14 protein-coding genes are annotated in these 14,430 nt (G+C 57.2%); 7 read left to right on the top strand and 7 right to left on the bottom strand.

All coding sequences use genetic code 11. The features are described from left to right. The first annotated feature begins 15 nt into the window (after positions 1-15). Both mltA and tcdA read left to right on the top strand, forming a co-directional pair. Positions 16-1,113, top strand: coding sequence for a murein transglycosylase A (gene mltA / locus IYV58_RS22140; protein WP_004124438.1), 1,098 nt, complete (start codon positions 16-18; stop codon positions 1,111-1,113). 105 nt (positions 1,114-1,218) lie between these two features. Next, entirely contained in the window at positions 1,219-2,028 is an 810-nt protein-coding gene (tcdA, locus tag IYV58_RS22135) for a tRNA cyclic N6-threonylcarbamoyladenosine(37) synthase TcdA (protein ID WP_004124436.1), read from the top strand. Positions 2,029-2,068: 40 nt separating this feature from the next. Here tcdA and csdE read toward each other — a convergent pair whose 3' ends face one another. After that, complete coding sequence (gene csdE, locus IYV58_RS22130) at positions 2,069-2,506, bottom strand: cysteine desulfurase sulfur acceptor subunit CsdE (RefSeq protein ID WP_004124433.1); 438 nt, start codon at positions 2,504-2,506, stop codon at positions 2,069-2,071. Then, positions 2,506-3,711 (bottom strand): cysteine desulfurase CsdA, encoded by a 1,206-nt coding sequence (gene csdA, locus IYV58_RS22125; RefSeq protein WP_123828864.1) that lies wholly within the window; start codon positions 3,709-3,711, stop codon positions 2,506-2,508. The genes csdE and csdA overlap by 1 nt, the downstream gene beginning before the upstream one ends. 198 nt (positions 3,712-3,909) lie before the next feature. Between csdA and IYV58_RS22120 the strand changes: the two genes are divergently transcribed. The 4 genes from IYV58_RS22120 to rlmM all read left to right on the top strand — a co-directional run bounded on the left by IYV58_RS22120 (position 3,910) and on the right by rlmM (position 7,112). Continuing rightward, entirely contained in the window at positions 3,910-4,134 is a 225-nt protein-coding gene (locus tag IYV58_RS22120) for a YgdI/YgdR family lipoprotein (RefSeq protein WP_032742197.1), read from the top strand. A 552-nt stretch (positions 4,135-4,686) separates the two neighbouring features. Continuing rightward, positions 4,687-5,604, top strand: a complete 918-nt coding sequence (gcvA, locus tag IYV58_RS22115; protein ID WP_004124422.1) for a glycine cleavage system transcriptional regulator GcvA — start codon at positions 4,687-4,689, stop codon at positions 5,602-5,604. 19 nt (positions 5,605-5,623) lie between these two features. Continuing rightward, positions 5,624-6,019: a DUF423 domain-containing protein gene (locus IYV58_RS22110; RefSeq protein ID WP_004105073.1), complete on the top strand. Its 396-nt coding sequence runs from the start codon at positions 5,624-5,626 to the stop codon at positions 6,017-6,019. Continuing rightward, on the top strand, positions 6,012-7,112 hold the full coding sequence (gene rlmM / locus IYV58_RS22105) for a 23S rRNA (cytidine(2498)-2'-O)-methyltransferase RlmM (protein WP_004124420.1): 1,101 nt from the start codon (positions 6,012-6,014) through the stop codon (positions 7,110-7,112). Before IYV58_RS22110 ends, rlmM begins: the two co-directional genes overlap by 8 nt. Positions 7,113-7,318: 206 nt before the next feature. On the opposite strand, the gene fucR is transcribed toward rlmM, so the two are convergent. The 5 genes from fucR to fucP all read right to left on the bottom strand — a co-directional run bounded on the left by fucR (position 7,319) and on the right by fucP (position 13,140). After that, on the bottom strand, positions 7,319-8,029 hold the full coding sequence (fucR, locus tag IYV58_RS22100) for an L-fucose operon activator (protein WP_112166482.1): 711 nt from the start codon (positions 8,027-8,029) through the stop codon (positions 7,319-7,321). Between the two features lie 57 nt (positions 8,030-8,086). Then, positions 8,087-8,509: an L-fucose mutarotase gene (fucU, locus tag IYV58_RS22095; RefSeq protein WP_004124410.1), complete on the bottom strand. Its 423-nt coding sequence runs from the start codon at positions 8,507-8,509 to the stop codon at positions 8,087-8,089. Position 8,510: 1 nt separating this feature from the next. Further along, entirely contained in the window at positions 8,511-9,929 is a 1,419-nt protein-coding gene (gene fucK, locus IYV58_RS22090; protein WP_112166480.1) for an L-fuculokinase, read from the bottom strand. A gap of 93 nt (positions 9,930-10,022) precedes the next feature. Next, on the bottom strand, positions 10,023-11,798 hold the full coding sequence (gene fucI / locus IYV58_RS22085) for an L-fucose isomerase (protein WP_004124404.1): 1,776 nt from the start codon (positions 11,796-11,798) through the stop codon (positions 10,023-10,025). A gap of 31 nt (positions 11,799-11,829) precedes the next feature. Further along, on the bottom strand, positions 11,830-13,140 hold the full coding sequence (fucP, locus tag IYV58_RS22080) for an L-fucose:H+ symporter permease (protein WP_004124401.1): 1,311 nt from the start codon (positions 13,138-13,140) through the stop codon (positions 11,830-11,832). A 559-nt stretch (positions 13,141-13,699) separates the two neighbouring features. On the opposite strand from fucP, the gene fucA reads away from it, so the two are divergent. Beyond that, positions 13,700-14,347, top strand: coding sequence for an L-fuculose-phosphate aldolase (fucA, locus tag IYV58_RS22075; protein WP_004124398.1), 648 nt, complete (start codon positions 13,700-13,702; stop codon positions 14,345-14,347). The last annotated feature ends 83 nt before the right edge of the window (positions 14,348-14,430 follow it).

The following is a 14,430-nucleotide window of genomic DNA, read 5'->3' as shown; positions in this document are numbered from 1 at the left end:
TAAAGAAGAGATACCATGAAAGGACGTTGGGCAAAATATGCAGTAACAGGCGCGATGCTGGCAATGCTGGCCGCCTGTTCCTCAAAACCGACCGATCGCGGTCAGCAGTATAATGAAGGTAAACTCACCCAGCCGTTTTCGCTGGTTAACCAACCTGATGCGGTCGGCTCGCCGATTAACGCCGGCGACTTCTCCGAGCAGGTGAGACAGATTCGTAGTGCCTCTCCGCGTCTCTACACCAGCCAGAGCAACGTCTACAATGCGATTCAGGAGTGGCTGCGTTCCGGCGGCGACACTCGCACGCTGAGCCAGTTTGGTATCGACGCCTGGCAGATGCAGGGGACGGATAACTACGGTAACGTTCAGTTTACCGGCTACTACACGCCGGTGGTGCAGGCGCGTCATACTCGCCAGGGCGAGTTCCAGTATCCGATTTACCGGATGCCGCCGAAGCGCGGCAAGCTGCCGTCCCGCGCCAGCATCTACGCCGGCGCTCTGAGCGACAACTACATCCTGGCCTACAGCAACTCGCTGATGGATAATTTCATCATGGACGTGCAGGGTAGCGGCTACATTGACTTTGGCGACGGTTCGCCGCTGAACTTCTTCAGCTATGCCGGGAAAAACGGCTGGCCCTATTACAGCATCGGTAAAGTGCTGATCGACCGCGGCGAAGTGAAGCGCGAAGATATGTCGATGCAGGCGATCCGCGAATGGGGCGAAAAGCACAGCGAGGCGGAGGTTCGTGAATTGCTGGAGCAGAACCCGTCGTTCGTCTTCTTTAAACCGCAGTCCTTTGCGCCGGTGAAAGGCGCCAGCGCGGTGCCGCTGATTGGCCGCGCGTCGGTGGCCTCCGACCGTTCCATTGTTCCTGCTGGCACCACGCTGCTGGCGGAAGTGCCGCTGCTGGACAATAACGGTAAGTTCAACGGCCAGTACGAGCTGCGTTTAATGGTGGCCCTCGACGTTGGCGGCGCGATTAAAGGCCAGCACTTCGATATTTACCAGGGCATTGGTCCGGATGCCGGACACCGTGCCGGTTGGTATAACCACTATGGCCGCGTATGGGTGCTGAAAAACGCGCCGGGCGCGGGCAACGTCTTTAGCGGCTAGTACTCACGTTCTTTTCCCCGGTCGCGCTGCGCTTACCGGGGCTACGGTAGCCCGGGTAAGGCGCTTGCGCCGCGGCCCGGGAATATCCACTTATTCTGAGGTTTTATGTCTGTTGTAATCAGCGATGCCTGGCGCCAGCGTTTTGGCGGCACGGCGCGTTTATATGGTGAAAAGGCGCTGCAATGTTTTGCCGATGCGCACGTCTGCGTGGTCGGCATCGGCGGCGTGGGCTCCTGGGCGGCGGAAGCGCTGGCGAGAACCGGGATTGGCGCGATAACCCTCATCGATATGGATGACGTCTGCGTGACCAACACCAACCGCCAGATCCACGCGCTTGGCGGTAACGTTGGCCTGGCGAAAGCCGAGGTGATGGCGGAGCGCATTCGCCTGATCAACCCCGAGTGCCGGGTCACGGTGGTGGACGATTTCATCACCCCGGAAAACGTCGCGGAGTATCTTGGCGTTGGTTTTAGCTACGTGATTGACGCCATCGACAGCGTGCGCCCGAAAGCGGCGCTGATCGCTTACTGTCGTCGCCATAAGGTTCCGCTGGTGACCACCGGCGGCGCGGGCGGGCAAATCGATCCGACGCAAATTCAGGTCGCCGATCTGGCGAAAACCATCCAGGATCCGCTGGCGGCAAAGTTGCGCGAGCGTTTGAAGAGCCAGTTCGGGGTGGTGAAGAACAGCAAAGGTAAGCTCGGCGTGGATTGTGTGTTTTCCACCGAAGCGCTGGTTTATCCGCAGGCGGACGGCAGCGTGTGCGCGATGAAAAGCACCGCTGAGGGGCCGAAGCGAATGGATTGCGCATCCGGTTTTGGCGCCGCGACGATGGTGACTGCGACCTTTGGTTTTGTCGCCGTCTCCCACGCGCTGAAGAAAATGCTGGCGAAGGCGGAGCGGCTGACGGCGTAAATTCCCGGGTCGCGGCGCAGGCGCCGCCCCCGGGATGAGCTTAAACCTCAACCTCGCGGGCGGCGGCGAGTACCGCCTCGCTCAGGGCGCTGAGCCCCTGGCTGCGCGAGGCGCTCAGCTGGCCGCGCATTCCCAGCGCATCAAACAGCGCCAGCGGATCCTGCGCCAGCAGCTCGGCGGCGCTTTTGCCTTCAACGGCGGTCAACAGCACCGCCAGCATGCCGCGCACGATACGGCCTTCGCTATCGCCGAAGAAATGCAGCTTGCCCTCGGCATCGACGGAATAGCCCAGCCAGACGCGGTTTTCACACCCGGCAATCTCTTTGGCGCGCGCTTTCTGGTCGTCCGGCAGGGCGGGAAGCTGCTTGCCCAGTAAAATCAGCTGGCGGTATTTATCCTCCCACTGGCTGAGCGGAGTAAAGGTCTGCCGTAGAAATGCCTCGGTGATGCGGGTTCCAAAAGGGTGAGAAGTCGTCATTAGTCCACCAGAATTTCCAGAGCGCGGTCAACGGCGTGCACCAGCGCGTAAACGTCGTCTTGCGTATTATAAGGCGCGAAGGAGGCCCGCAGCGTGCCGCTGACGCCAAGCGCCGCCAGCAGCGGCTGAGCGCAGTGCTGACCGGCGCGCAGCGCGATACCCGATTCCGCCAGCAGCGTCACCATATCGCTATGGTGAACGCCGTCAAAATCAAACGCCAGCAGGCTGGCGCCCTGGCAGCGGAACGAACGGAATCCCGGACGTTTCGCCAGCTCCTCTTCCGCCAGCGTGGCCAGACTGCGGCACCAGTTTTCCGCCTGCGCGATATCCGTCTCCTCCAGCCACTCCAGCGCCGCGCTCAGGCCAATCACCCCGGCGATATTGGGCGTCCCGGCCTCGAAGCGCCAGGGGGCGGGCTGGGTTTTGAAGCCGTCGAAGGTGACTTCGGTAATCATTTTTCCCCCGCCGAGCCACGGCGACATCTCCGCCAGCCGTTCGCGTTTGCCATACAGCGCGCCGATGCCGGTCGGCCCGTAGAGCTTATGGCCGGAAAAAGCATAAAAGTCGATATCCAGCGCCTGGACGTCCGCCGGGAAATGCACCGCCCCCTGCGCGCCGTCGACCATCACCACCATCCCGGCAGCGCGAGCCTGGCGAATCGCCAGCGCCAGGTCCGGGCAGCCGCCGGTGACGTTGGACATCTGGCCAATCGCCAGCACCCGACTGCGCGGCGTGATGAGCGCGCCAAGCGCCGCTACGTCCGGCAGACGGTTGCCCGCCAGCGGCAGCTTCACCACCCGCGCGCCGGTTTGCTCTGCAACCATTAACCACGGCACCAGGTTGGCGTGATGCTCCGCTTCGCTGACGATAATCTCATCGCCGGGTTTCAGACGCGGGCGCACGTAGCTCTGCGCCACCATATTAATGGCTTCGGTGGTGCCGCGCGTCCAGACGATATCTTCGCCGGATGGGGCATTAAGCAGCGCCGCCACGCGTTCGCGCGCGTTCTCATAGCGTTCGGTTAGCTGCCGGGCGGCGGCGAACTGGCTGCGATGGACGTTGCCGGCGCTAAGGCGATAGAACTGGTCGCTGGCCTCAATGACCGCCAGCGGTTTGAGGGTGGTCGCGGCGCTATCAAGATAGACGCCGGCGTCGGCCAGCGCCGGGAACTGGGCGCGAAATTGGACGGGGTTGAATGCGTTCATGAGATTCCTCGTATCGATATCAGGATCGTCGCGCAAATCGGCGGGTGATACAAGGTTTGTGCTAACGACTGGAATTTTCTGAATATGGCTTCGGGTGGGTAAAAGATAGTTATGCTGAATAGTGTTGGGTTTGCGTTTTAACCTGGTACAGAACGAATCATAAACAGTATAAATAGTCGAAAGGAGAGAAAGATGAAAATGAATAAGACTGCCGCAATTATTACTGCCTGTGTGCTGACCTTTGGCCTGAGCGCGTGCTCCTCCAACTACGTGATGCATACCAACGATGGGCGCACCATCGTGACCGACGGCAAACCGCAAACGGATAATGATACTGGCATGATTTCGTACAAAGATGCCTGGGGTAACAAGCAGCAGATTAACCGTTCTGACGTCAAACAGCTGGGCGAGCTGGATAAGTGATTAGCGTATATACCCTAAATAATTCGCGTTGCAGGAAGGGGGCAAGTGAGCGAACCCCAGGAGCTTATCGAGTAAGTGACTGGAGTGAACGACAAATCTGCCGGGAGCAGATTTGAACGTCGCTTGCGACGGCCCGCCAGGGTGAGGCCCACGGATCGGCCGAGTAATCCGAGGCCAACGCACATGCAACTTGAAGTATGACGGGTATAGCAGGCAAAAAAAAGCACCGCGCAGTGCGGTGCTACATTAAATCACTATGGACAGACAGGGTAAATGTACAGGAAGTGAAAAGGGGTAGCTGAGCTACCATGGTCCGCAAACCCGGACCAATTGCAAACACAACAACACAACATCACAACCGTAAGCCAAAAGCTTGTTGGAACACGCATTCCAAAAAAAGCTCTTCGTTCCGGCTCAGGAAGTGCCGCCACTATAGGTATTTGCTGGTAGAAGCTCAACGGACAAATTATAATAGCTCAGATAAAAAAAACTAATAGGTTAACTATTGTTTCCTGTTTGTTAAATTGCCTTAACATCTAAGCCAGAATAACTATGTCCAAGCGTTTGCCACCTCTGAATGCATTACGTGTTTTTGATGCTGCCGCCCGTCATCTTAGCTTCACTCGCGCCGCCGATGAGCTTTTTGTGACCCAGGCCGCAGTCAGCCACCAAATCAAGTCTCTGGAGGATTTCCTCGGCCTCAAGCTGTTCCGTCGACGCAATCGTTCTCTTCTTTTAACGGAGGAGGGGCAGAGCTATTTTCAGGATATCAAAGAGATTTTTTCGCAGCTCACCGAAGCGACCCGCAAGCTTCAGGCGCGAAGCGCAAAAGGGGCTTTAACCGTCAGTATGCTGCCCAGTTTTGCCATTCAGTGGCTGGTGCCGAGACTCACAAGCTTTAACTCAGCTTATCCGGGAATCGACGTCAGAATCCAGGCCGTGGACCGTCAGGAAGATAAGCTAGCCGACGATGTCGACGTGGCGATTTTTTACGGCCGCGGCAACTGGCCGGGGCTACGGGTGGAAAAACTATACGCCGAATATCTGCTCCCGGTGTGCTCCCCGCTGTTACTCACCGGTGATAAAGCGTTGAAAATGCCTGCCGATCTGGCGCAACATACCCTGCTGCACGACGCTTCCCGCCGCGACTGGCAAACTTATACCCGTCAGTTGGGTCTAAACCATATCAATGTTCAACAGGGACCTATATTTAGCCACAGCGCAATGGTACTGCAGGCGGCAATCCATGGACAGGGGGTCGCGCTGGCCAACAATGTGATGGCGCAGTCCGAGATTGAGGCAGGCCGTTTGGTCTGTCCGTTTAATGATGTTCTGGTCAGTAAGAATGCGTTTTATCTCGTTTGTCATGACAGTCAGGCAGAACTGGGTAAAATAGCCGCCTTCCGCCAGTGGATTCTGGCAAAAGCGGCTAATGAACAAGAAAAATTTCGCTTTCGTTATGAACAATAAATCATCGTAGGGTAAACACATGACCAGCCGTTTTATGCTGATTTTCGCCGCGATAAGCGGTTTTATCTTTGTGGCTTTGGGCGCTTTTGGCGCGCATGTTTTAAGTAAAACGATGGGCGTTGCGGAAATGGGCTGGATCCACACCGGCCTGCAGTATCAGGCTTTCCATACGCTGGCGATCTTTGGCCTGGCGGTGGCGATGCAGCGCCGGATCAGCATCTGGTTTTACTGGAGCAGCGTCTTTATGGCGCTCGGTACCGTTCTTTTTAGCGGCAGCCTCTACTGTCTGGCGCTCTCGCATTTACGCCTGTGGGCGTTCGTTACGCCGGTCGGGGGCGTCTGCTTCCTCGCCGGTTGGGTATTAATGTTAATTGGTGCAATTCGTCTGAAACGTAAGGGCGTTGTTCATGAATAAAGTTGTCCTCTATTGTCGCCCTGGGTTTGAGAAAGAGTGCGCAGCAGAAATTACCGATAAGGCCTCGCGCCTTGAGGTGTTTGGTTTTGCCCGAGTCAAAGACGACTCCGGCTATGTGATTTTTGAGTGCTATCAGGCCGAAGACGGCGAAAAGCTGGTGCGCGAGCTGCCGTTCAGCTCGCTGGTGTTTGCCCGCCAGATGTTTGTGGTTGGCGAACTGCTGCGCGACCTGCCGCCGGAAGACCGTATTTCCCCGATCGTCGGTATGCTGCAGGGCGTGGTGGAGAAGGGCGGCGAGCTGCGCGTGGAAGTGGCCGATACCAACGAAAGCAAAGAGCTGATGAAGTTCTGCCGCAAGTTTACGGTACCGCTGCGCGCGGCGCTGCGCGAAGCGGGCGTGCTGACCAACTATGAAACGCCAAAACGTCCGGTGGTCCACGTGTTCTTTATCGCGCCGGGCTGCTGCTACACCGGCTATTCGTTGTCTAACAACAACTCGCCGTTCTATATGGGCATTCCTCGCCTCAAGTTCCCGTCCGATGCGCCAAGCCGTTCGACTCTCAAGCTGGAAGAGGCGTTTCACGTCTTTATCCCGGCGGATGAGTGGGATGAGCGTCTGGCGAACGGTATGTACGCGGTGGATCTCGGCGCCTGCCCCGGCGGTTGGACCTATCAGCTGGTGAAACGCAATATGTGGGTCTCCTCGGTGGATAACGGCCCAATGGCGCAAAGCCTGATGGATACCGGCCAGGTGACCTGGCTGCGTGAAGATGGCTTCAAGTATCGCCCAACGCGCAGCAACATCTCGTGGATGGTGTGCGATATGGTAGAGAAACCGGCGAAAGTGGCTGCGCTGATGGCGCAGTGGTTGGTGAACGGCTGGTGCCGGGAAACCATCTTTAACCTGAAGCTGCCGATGAAAAAACGCTACGAAGAGCTATCGCGTAACCTGGCCTATATTCAGGAACAGCTCGACGAGCACGGTATCAACGCGCAGATCCAGGCGCGCCAGCTGTATCACGATCGCGAAGAGGTGACGGTTCACGTTCGCCGCCTGTGGGCTGCCGTCGGCGGTCGCCGCGACGAACGCTAGTTTGCCCGCTTGTAGGCCGGATAGGGCACTAAGAGCCTATCCCATTAGGGCTATTTTGTTTGCCATTTTGAACCTGGGCAGTGCTCAGAATCCTCACGTACTACGTGTACGCTCCGGTTCTTCCGCGCTGTCCGTGTTCAAACTGACTGCACCAATAACGCCTATTGGGATAGGCTCTAAGTTGCTATCCGGCGCTGCCATAGCCGTTACGACTGCGACACGTCCGAAACAATATGCGTCACATTATCCAGATGGCCGATCCGCGCCTCTCCTGAGCGATTAAATTTGCTCTTATCAATCAGCAATAACGATTGCGACGCCCGCTTGAGCAGCAGCGATTTGAACTCGGCGTTCACCGTGTTTGAGTCCCAGAGCGCGCCCTCGCTGTCGATACCCTCGCAGGAAAAAATGAACAGGTCGATCTCCAGCGCTTTGAGCTGTGGGATAAGCGACGCGCTGACGTAGCAGCCGTATTTTCGCTGGAGCGTACCGCCGGAGCAGGTGAGCTGAATGTTCTCTCGCTTGCTGAGCTCCTGGCAAATTGGCTGGCTGTTGGTAAAGACGTGAAGGTCGATATCAGGCAACTGGCGGGCCAGATACCAGCAGGTGGAACTGGCATCAAGGGCGATAACCATCCCCTCTTCTATCCACGCAAGCGCCTCGCGGGCGATATCCGCTTTGTGCGCGTAGTGGCTTTTCAAACGGATATGAAAAGGGTCGCCGCTATCCCGGCTTTGCCGGTGAATGACTTTTGCCCGGCCGTGGTTACGCAGCACTTTTCCCTGGGACTGGAGCTCGCTGAGATCGCGGCGGATGGTTTCTCTGCTGACGTTCAGCTGCAGCGATAAGGCTTCGGTGGTCAGGCTGTTATGGTTAATGAGCAGGTCTAGTATCGCTTGCTGTCGTGCCGCTTTCATTTTTCTCACCCTGGCGTTCGCTGAGCGCCCGCATCAGACGGGCGCTCCGGCATGAGATTACGGCGTTACTCCTTTTTTTAAAAGAATATTCCCGTACTTAGCGCGCTCACCTGTGATAACGATCGCAAAGGCTTTTTGCGCTCGCTCGTAGAAAGCAAAACGGTCGATGCGCGTGATATCCGGGCAGGGCGCGGGGCCGGAAAGCGCCTCGCGGTAGCGGGTTTCCACCTGCGGATCGAGGGCGTCGCCGGTCACGGCGGCCATCATTACCAGCGGCGGAGCGTAGCTGTCTAACTCAAACAGCGGAATAATCGCCTGCAGCAGGTCGCTGACCTGCAGGCCGTCGGCGCGAATGACCTGTGGCCCCATGCTGTGCGCCGGGAAGTGGGCATCGGAAAAGACGATCTCATCTCCGTGCCCCATTTCCGCCAGCACTTTCAGTAGCTCCGGCGATATTAACGGGGAAATTGTTTTTAGCATCTCATACTCCCTCAATCAGTTCGGGATCGGTTTGCGGGTAAAAATAGCGATACTGATAGCTCACCTGCGCTCTGGCCTGCTCCGGGCTGCTGAATTCACCGACGCCATACCAGCCAAACATGGCGGCGCCGGCGACGGTGGTTTCGGCGTCATCCAGTACTTTAATCGGGATCTCCAGCCTGTTGGCTTTGATCTGATTCCACAGCGCGTTGCGGCTGCCGCCGCCGACCAGCAGCAGCTCGCTGGCGTTAAAGTGACCGATTTTTTGCAGCGTTTGTAGGTTGTTCGCCAGCTGTTCGGCTAATCCCTCCAGCGCGGCGAGGTAGAAGTGACCGCGAGTGGTATTCAGCGTGATGCCCTGCCAGCCCGCATTTGGGCTGGATAGCAGGTCGCACTGCATCTTCACTTTTTGAGCGCCGGCGGGGAGGGCGCGGGCCTCTTCAATCAACGTTTGCCACGGCGTTTCAGGCGTCCACAGCAGCTGGCGTATCCATTCCAGCACGCCGGAGGCCAGCCACTGCATGCCGGGGTTATAGCGTCCCGGCTGGCTATCCAGCTCGCAGGTGGATCCCGCGTAGTGGCTGAGTAGCGGCGTATTCACCTGAGCACTGCGCACCATCAGGATTTCCCAGGTGCCGGAAGAGAGCACCGGTTCATCCTGCTCCGCGCCCGCGCCAAACAGCGCGAACTGGGTATCGTGTCCGGCGGAGATAACCGGAATGCCGACGGCTAAACCCAGCATATTCGCGGCATCGCTTTGTAGCGTGCCGATCTGCTGGCCCGCCTCAACGAGCCGGGGAAACAGGCGGCGCGGCAGCCCCGTCGCCTGCAGGATCTGCGCGCTGAAATCCCGCTGGTGGATATCCAGCATCTGGCTGGTGCCCGCCATGGTGATATCGGTCGTGAATTCCCCGGTCAGACGCTGGTTGAGAAGCGAGGAGATGAACAGCCAGGCATGGGCCTGCTCCAGCAGCTGCGGGTGGTTCTCTTTCAGCCAGATCAGCTTATACAAGGTGTTGAAGGCAAATGCGCCGACGCCGGCAATCTGCTGGAGCTGCTGCGCGGGCATAAAGCGGCCGATATTGTCCATCACCGCCGCGGTACGCGGACATTTCCAGCTGATGACCGGATAGAGCAGCTTGCCCTGTTCATCCACCAGCGCGCCGTCGACGCCGAAGGTGGTGACCGTGATGCCGCGAACCGTGCAGGACGAGAGCGCATCGCTAATCTGCCGGCAGCACTCGGCGAAACGTTGCAGGATCGCCTCCAGCGACCACTGGTGCCATGCGCTGTTCTCCACGGCGATATCGCTGGCGTTGGCCGTTGCGGCGCGGGCGATAATGTTCCCCTGGCGGTCAACCGCAATCGCCCGCACGTTGGTGGCGCCGCAGTCGAGGACCAGGATGACGTCTTTTTTCATAGTGAACTCCATAAACGTCGCCGGATGGCGCCGCGCTTATCCGGCCTACGGTTCTGTAGGCCCGGTAAGCCTGCGCCACCGGGCAAAGCCGCATTAACGTTTATACAGCGGGCCGTAGTTTTCGCAGGCGCGGTAATCCTGGCCTTCGCTATCCATACCGTGCGCAGACCAGCTGGAGGGGCGATAAATTTTCGCCTCATCTACGTTATGCATGCAGACCGGGATCCGCAGCATCGACGCCAGGGTGATAAAGTCGGCGCCGACGTGCCCGATGGTCAGCACGCCGTGGTTAGCGCCCCAGTTCGCCATCACCGAGTAGACGTCGGAGAACGGGCCTTTACCGGTCAGGCGCGGCGCAAACCAGGTCGTGGGCCAGGTGGAGTTGGTGCGGGCATCGAGTTGGTCATGCATCGCTTTCGGCAGCTCTACGCTCCAGCCTTCGGCGATTTGCAGTACCGGGCCAAGACCTTTGATGATATTCACGCGGGTCATGGTGAACGGCACGCCGCCTTCGGTCAGGAAGCGGGAGGAGAAGCCGCCGCCGCGGAAGTATTCATGAATCGCCGGGCACCATTCGGTGGCCGCCAGGCAGGCGTCGGCCTCCTGCTGGCTGATTTCCCAGTGCGGTTTCATGGTTGGCTTGCCTTCCGCATCGCGCTGTTTGCAGGCGCCGTCCAGCGCCGCCGAACCGGAGTTGATCAGGTGGATGATGCCGTGCTCCGCCAGCCCGGTGAGCGGTTGTCCGGTGACGCGTTCTACCGCTTCCGGCGACCAGTAGGTGCGCACGTCGGCAAATACCTGAGCGGTGCCGGTCAACTGGTGGCCCATCAGCATTGCCACGCCGTTGAGGCTGTCGTTTTCCGTGGCGACGACAAAGGGTTCGCGTACGCCGTTCCAGTCGAACGAGCTATTGAGCAGCGCTTCGGCGGTATCGCCGTTGGGGTATTGATCGGTCCAGTGGCGCTGGCCCTGAAAACCCGCAGCGATGGCGTTATAGCCCAATGACTCTTCGACCAGCCCTTTTTCCGCCAGCTTGCTGTTGCCCTGCATCATGTCGCGAATGCACATCGCCATCAGCAGGCTCTCTTTCAGCACCGCGCGGCTCTGTTCGGCATTGCGCTTATACTGCTGCGCGTTCTGGTCTTCGCCGTAGCGGAAGTTTTTATCCGCCCACGCCAGCGCCATTTCCAGCTCGCTTTCATCATAGATTTTCTGGTCGATGCGGCGGCGCAGTTCGGTCATGTCCACCGCCTGCACTTTCATACCGAGCCAGGACTCGAAGAAGTTGTGATCGACGATAGAACCGGCAATCCCCATCGACACGCCGCCGACGGAAAGATAGCTTTTGCCCTTCATGCTGGCGACCGCTAAGCCGGCGCGGGCAAAGCGCAGCAGTTTTTCTTCGACATCCGGCGGAATGGTGGTGTCGTCGGCGTCCTGTACGTCGTGGCCATAAATGGAGAATGCCGGAATACCCTTCTGGCTATGCGCCGCCAGCGCCGCCGCAAGGTAAACCGCGCCGGGGCGCTCGGTGCCGTTAAAGCCCCAGATGGCTTTTGGCCGCAGCGGATCCATATCGATAGTTTCGCTGCCGTAGCACCAACACGGGGTGACGGTAATGGTGACGCCGACGTTCTGGCTGCTGAATTTCTCCTCGCAGGCAGCGGACTCCGCCATACCCGCGATGCAGCTGTCGGCGATGACGCACTCAATCTGCGCGCCGCAGGCGTGACGCAGTTTTTCCGCGATCAGCGCGGCGGTGGCTTTCGCCATGTTCATGGTTTGTTCTTCCAGCGACTCGCGTACTCCCATGCGGCGTCCATCGATCACCGGGCGAATGCCAATTTTCGGTAAGCTGATTTTTTTCATTACAGATTCCTCACGTTATTCGGATAAATGTTTAGTTAGCTGCCGTTTGCGAACGGAAACGGGCGAAAATGAAGATGACGGCAAAGCACAGGGCCGGAACCAGCTCCGCGGTGGGAATATTGCCGGCGGCGTCGCTGACAAAGCCCATCACCGGGGTGACGATCCCGCCGCCAATAATGGTCATGACGATAAAAGAGGAGCCGTATTTGGTGTCCTGCCCCAGGTTTTTGATGCCCAGCGAGAAGATGGTCGGATACTGAATGGACATAAAAGCGCTGCACAGCGTCAGGGCCAGCAGACCCACGTGGCCGCCGGTGAAAGCGGAAATCAGGCACAGGATCATGGAAAGCAGGGCGTAGGCCGCCAGCACTTTATGCGGCGCGAAGCGGCTGATGAGCCAGGTACCGGAGAAGCGGCCGATAAAGAAGCACACCATGGTGCCGGTCAGATAGTTGGCGGCGAAACCGGGCGTCATGCCGGGGATCTCTTCGATAGCGTAGCGAATCAGATAGCTCCAGCAGGCGGTTTGCGCGCCAACGTAGCAGAACTGCGCCAGCACAGCCCAGCGCCAGTGGCGAACGCGGACCAGGCGAGCAAGGGAAGCGGAGAAAGAACTCTGGTTGGCGTCACTATGGTCGTCGCTCTGCAGGGCCGGAAATTTGGTCAACATAATCAACAGAGCGACCAGTAAGACAACCGCGACGATGATCATATACGGGGTTTGCACCGAGAGCACCAGGCTGTGCTTATAGGCGCTAAGCTGCTCCGGAGCCATTTTATCGAGCACATCCTGCGATTGATGCGGCACATTAGACAAAATAAGACTTTGCCCAAAAACCACCGCAATAATGGCGCCAAACGAGTTAAAGGTCTGGGCAAGATTAAGCCGGAAGTGACCGCCGCTTTCTGGGCCTAACACGGTAACAAACGGGTTTGCCGCGGTTTCTAAACACCCTAAGCCCGCAGCAATAATAAACAGGCCAATCAGAAATAAGGTGTAATTCATGACCTCGGCGGCGGGCCAGAATAGCGCGGCGCCAAAAGCATATAAGAACAGTCCGGTAATAATGCCGGCTTTATAACTTAACTTTTTCATCAAGATTCCGGCCGGAATAGGGATGACGAAATAGCCGAAATAAAAGGCGGATTGAATCAGTCCGGCCTGAAAATTCGTCAGCGTAAAGGCTTGTTGAAATTGTGGTAATAAAATATCGTTGAGATTATTAGCGACCGCCCAAAGAAAAAATAACGAGCACAGCAGGGCGAAGGGAATAATGTAGCGCTTGCTTTTCCCTGTCTCTACCGCACGAAAACTCTGCGTTTGTATTGTTGTGTTTCCCATAGCATCCTCATTGGTTCAGAAGCGTGTTCAGCGGCCGGCTTATGCCCACCAGACCACAATAATCAGGTGAGCTCTTGCGGCGACGTCAACAGTGAAATAAACATCACGGAATGAACTCATGAATGCATTTTCAAATTAAAAACGCCTTTTAATATGATGACGGTCACATTTAGCATCCCCTCGGTGATTTTATGTGATTATCATCACTTTAATTATCAGAAAAACATGACCGTTTGAGGAAGTTAATTCTAAAACCCACAGGTTGAATGCCCGATTTAATTTATAATAAAGAAAACGGTCAGTTGTTAAAACTATCAGCAAAATGCCCGTTTTTAAATCTATGAGTAAGAACGGGCATTTTTTTATCAGGCAAAAACGAGAGAACGCTTTTTTTAGCCTGAAATAAGTGAGAGGTATCACAGAACCGGTGAATGTAAATTCCTTTCTGATTATTCGGGATGAAGATGATGGGCAATTATTCGAGTTATTCAACAGCGTCGCGCGTCTTATCCGACGAGCCGTCTGTTGTGGCATTGCGCATCATAAAGAGAGGTAAAGAATGGAACGAAATAGACTGGCCCGGCAGATTATTGATACCTGCCTGGAAATGACCCGGCTGGGGTTAAATCAGGGGACCGCCGGCAACGTGAGCGTGCGTTATCAAGGGGGAATGCTGATCACGCCGACGGGTATTCCATATGAAAAGCTGACGGAGGCGCATATTGTGTATATCGATGCCGAAGGCCAGCACGAACAGGGTAAACTGCCGTCCAGCGAGTGGCGTTTTCATCTGGCGGCCTATCAGACCCGCCCTGACGCGCACGCGGTGGTGCATAATCACGCGGTTCACTGCACGGCGGTGTCGATCCTCAATCGCCCCATTCCCGCCATTCACTATATGATTGCGGCGGCGGGGGGCAACTCTATCCCCTGCGCGCCATACGCCACGTTCGGTACCCGCGAGCTGTCTGAACATGTGGCCGTGGCGTTGAAAAATCGTAAAGCGACGCTGCTGCAGCACCATGGACTGATCGCTTGTGAAGAGAATCTGGAAAAGGCCCTGTGGCTGGCGCATGAAGTTGAGGTACTGGCGCAGCTCTATCTCAGTACCCTGGCGATTATCGATCCGGTGCCGGTTCTTGATGACGAGGCCATCGCCGTTGTGCTGGAGAAATTCAAAACCTACGGATTGCGTATCGAAGAGTGATGCCGTAAGCGAAGGTTTCTGCCGACGGCTTCCGGGAAACAGATCCAGTGCGGCTTCGCTTATTCCCCCGGTGGTGGCTGGCG

Origin of the sequence: Klebsiella sp. BDA134-6, from assembly GCF_015601345.1 — a bacterium.
Classification (GTDB): domain Bacteria; phylum Pseudomonadota; class Gammaproteobacteria; order Enterobacterales; family Enterobacteriaceae; genus Klebsiella; species Klebsiella grimontii.
This window is presented reverse-complemented; position numbering and strand designations above follow the sequence as displayed.

Excerpts from the sequence above, each read along its gene's own strand:
- mltA (WP_004124438.1), top strand. The coding sequence starts at position 16 with ATGAAAGGACGTTGGGCAAAATATGCAGTAACAGGCGCGATGCTGGCA.
- tcdA (WP_004124436.1), top strand. The coding sequence starts at position 1,219 with ATGTCTGTTGTAATCAGCGATGCCTGGCGCCAGCGTTTTGGCGGCACG.
- csdE (WP_004124433.1), bottom strand. The coding sequence starts at position 2,506 with ATGACGACTTCTCACCCTTTTGGAACCCGCATCACCGAGGCATTTCTA.
- csdA (WP_123828864.1), bottom strand. The coding sequence starts at position 3,711 with ATGAACGCATTCAACCCCGTCCAATTTCGCGCCCAGTTCCCGGCGCTG.
- IYV58_RS22120 (WP_032742197.1), top strand. The coding sequence starts at position 3,910 with ATGAATAAGACTGCCGCAATTATTACTGCCTGTGTGCTGACCTTTGGC.
- gcvA (WP_004124422.1), top strand. The coding sequence starts at position 4,687 with ATGTCCAAGCGTTTGCCACCTCTGAATGCATTACGTGTTTTTGATGCT.
- IYV58_RS22110 (WP_004105073.1), top strand. The coding sequence starts at position 5,624 with ATGACCAGCCGTTTTATGCTGATTTTCGCCGCGATAAGCGGTTTTATC.
- rlmM (WP_004124420.1), top strand. The coding sequence starts at position 6,012 with ATGAATAAAGTTGTCCTCTATTGTCGCCCTGGGTTTGAGAAAGAGTGC.
- fucR (WP_112166482.1), bottom strand. The coding sequence starts at position 8,029 with ATGAAAGCGGCACGACAGCAAGCGATACTAGACCTGCTCATTAACCAT.
- fucU (WP_004124410.1), bottom strand. The coding sequence starts at position 8,509 with ATGCTAAAAACAATTTCCCCGTTAATATCGCCGGAGCTACTGAAAGTG.
- fucK (WP_112166480.1), bottom strand. The coding sequence starts at position 9,929 with ATGAAAAAAGACGTCATCCTGGTCCTCGACTGCGGCGCCACCAACGTG.
- fucI (WP_004124404.1), bottom strand. The coding sequence starts at position 11,798 with ATGAAAAAAATCAGCTTACCGAAAATTGGCATTCGCCCGGTGATCGAT.
- fucP (WP_004124401.1), bottom strand. The coding sequence starts at position 13,140 with ATGGGAAACACAACAATACAAACGCAGAGTTTTCGTGCGGTAGAGACA.
- fucA (WP_004124398.1), top strand. The coding sequence starts at position 13,700 with ATGGAACGAAATAGACTGGCCCGGCAGATTATTGATACCTGCCTGGAA.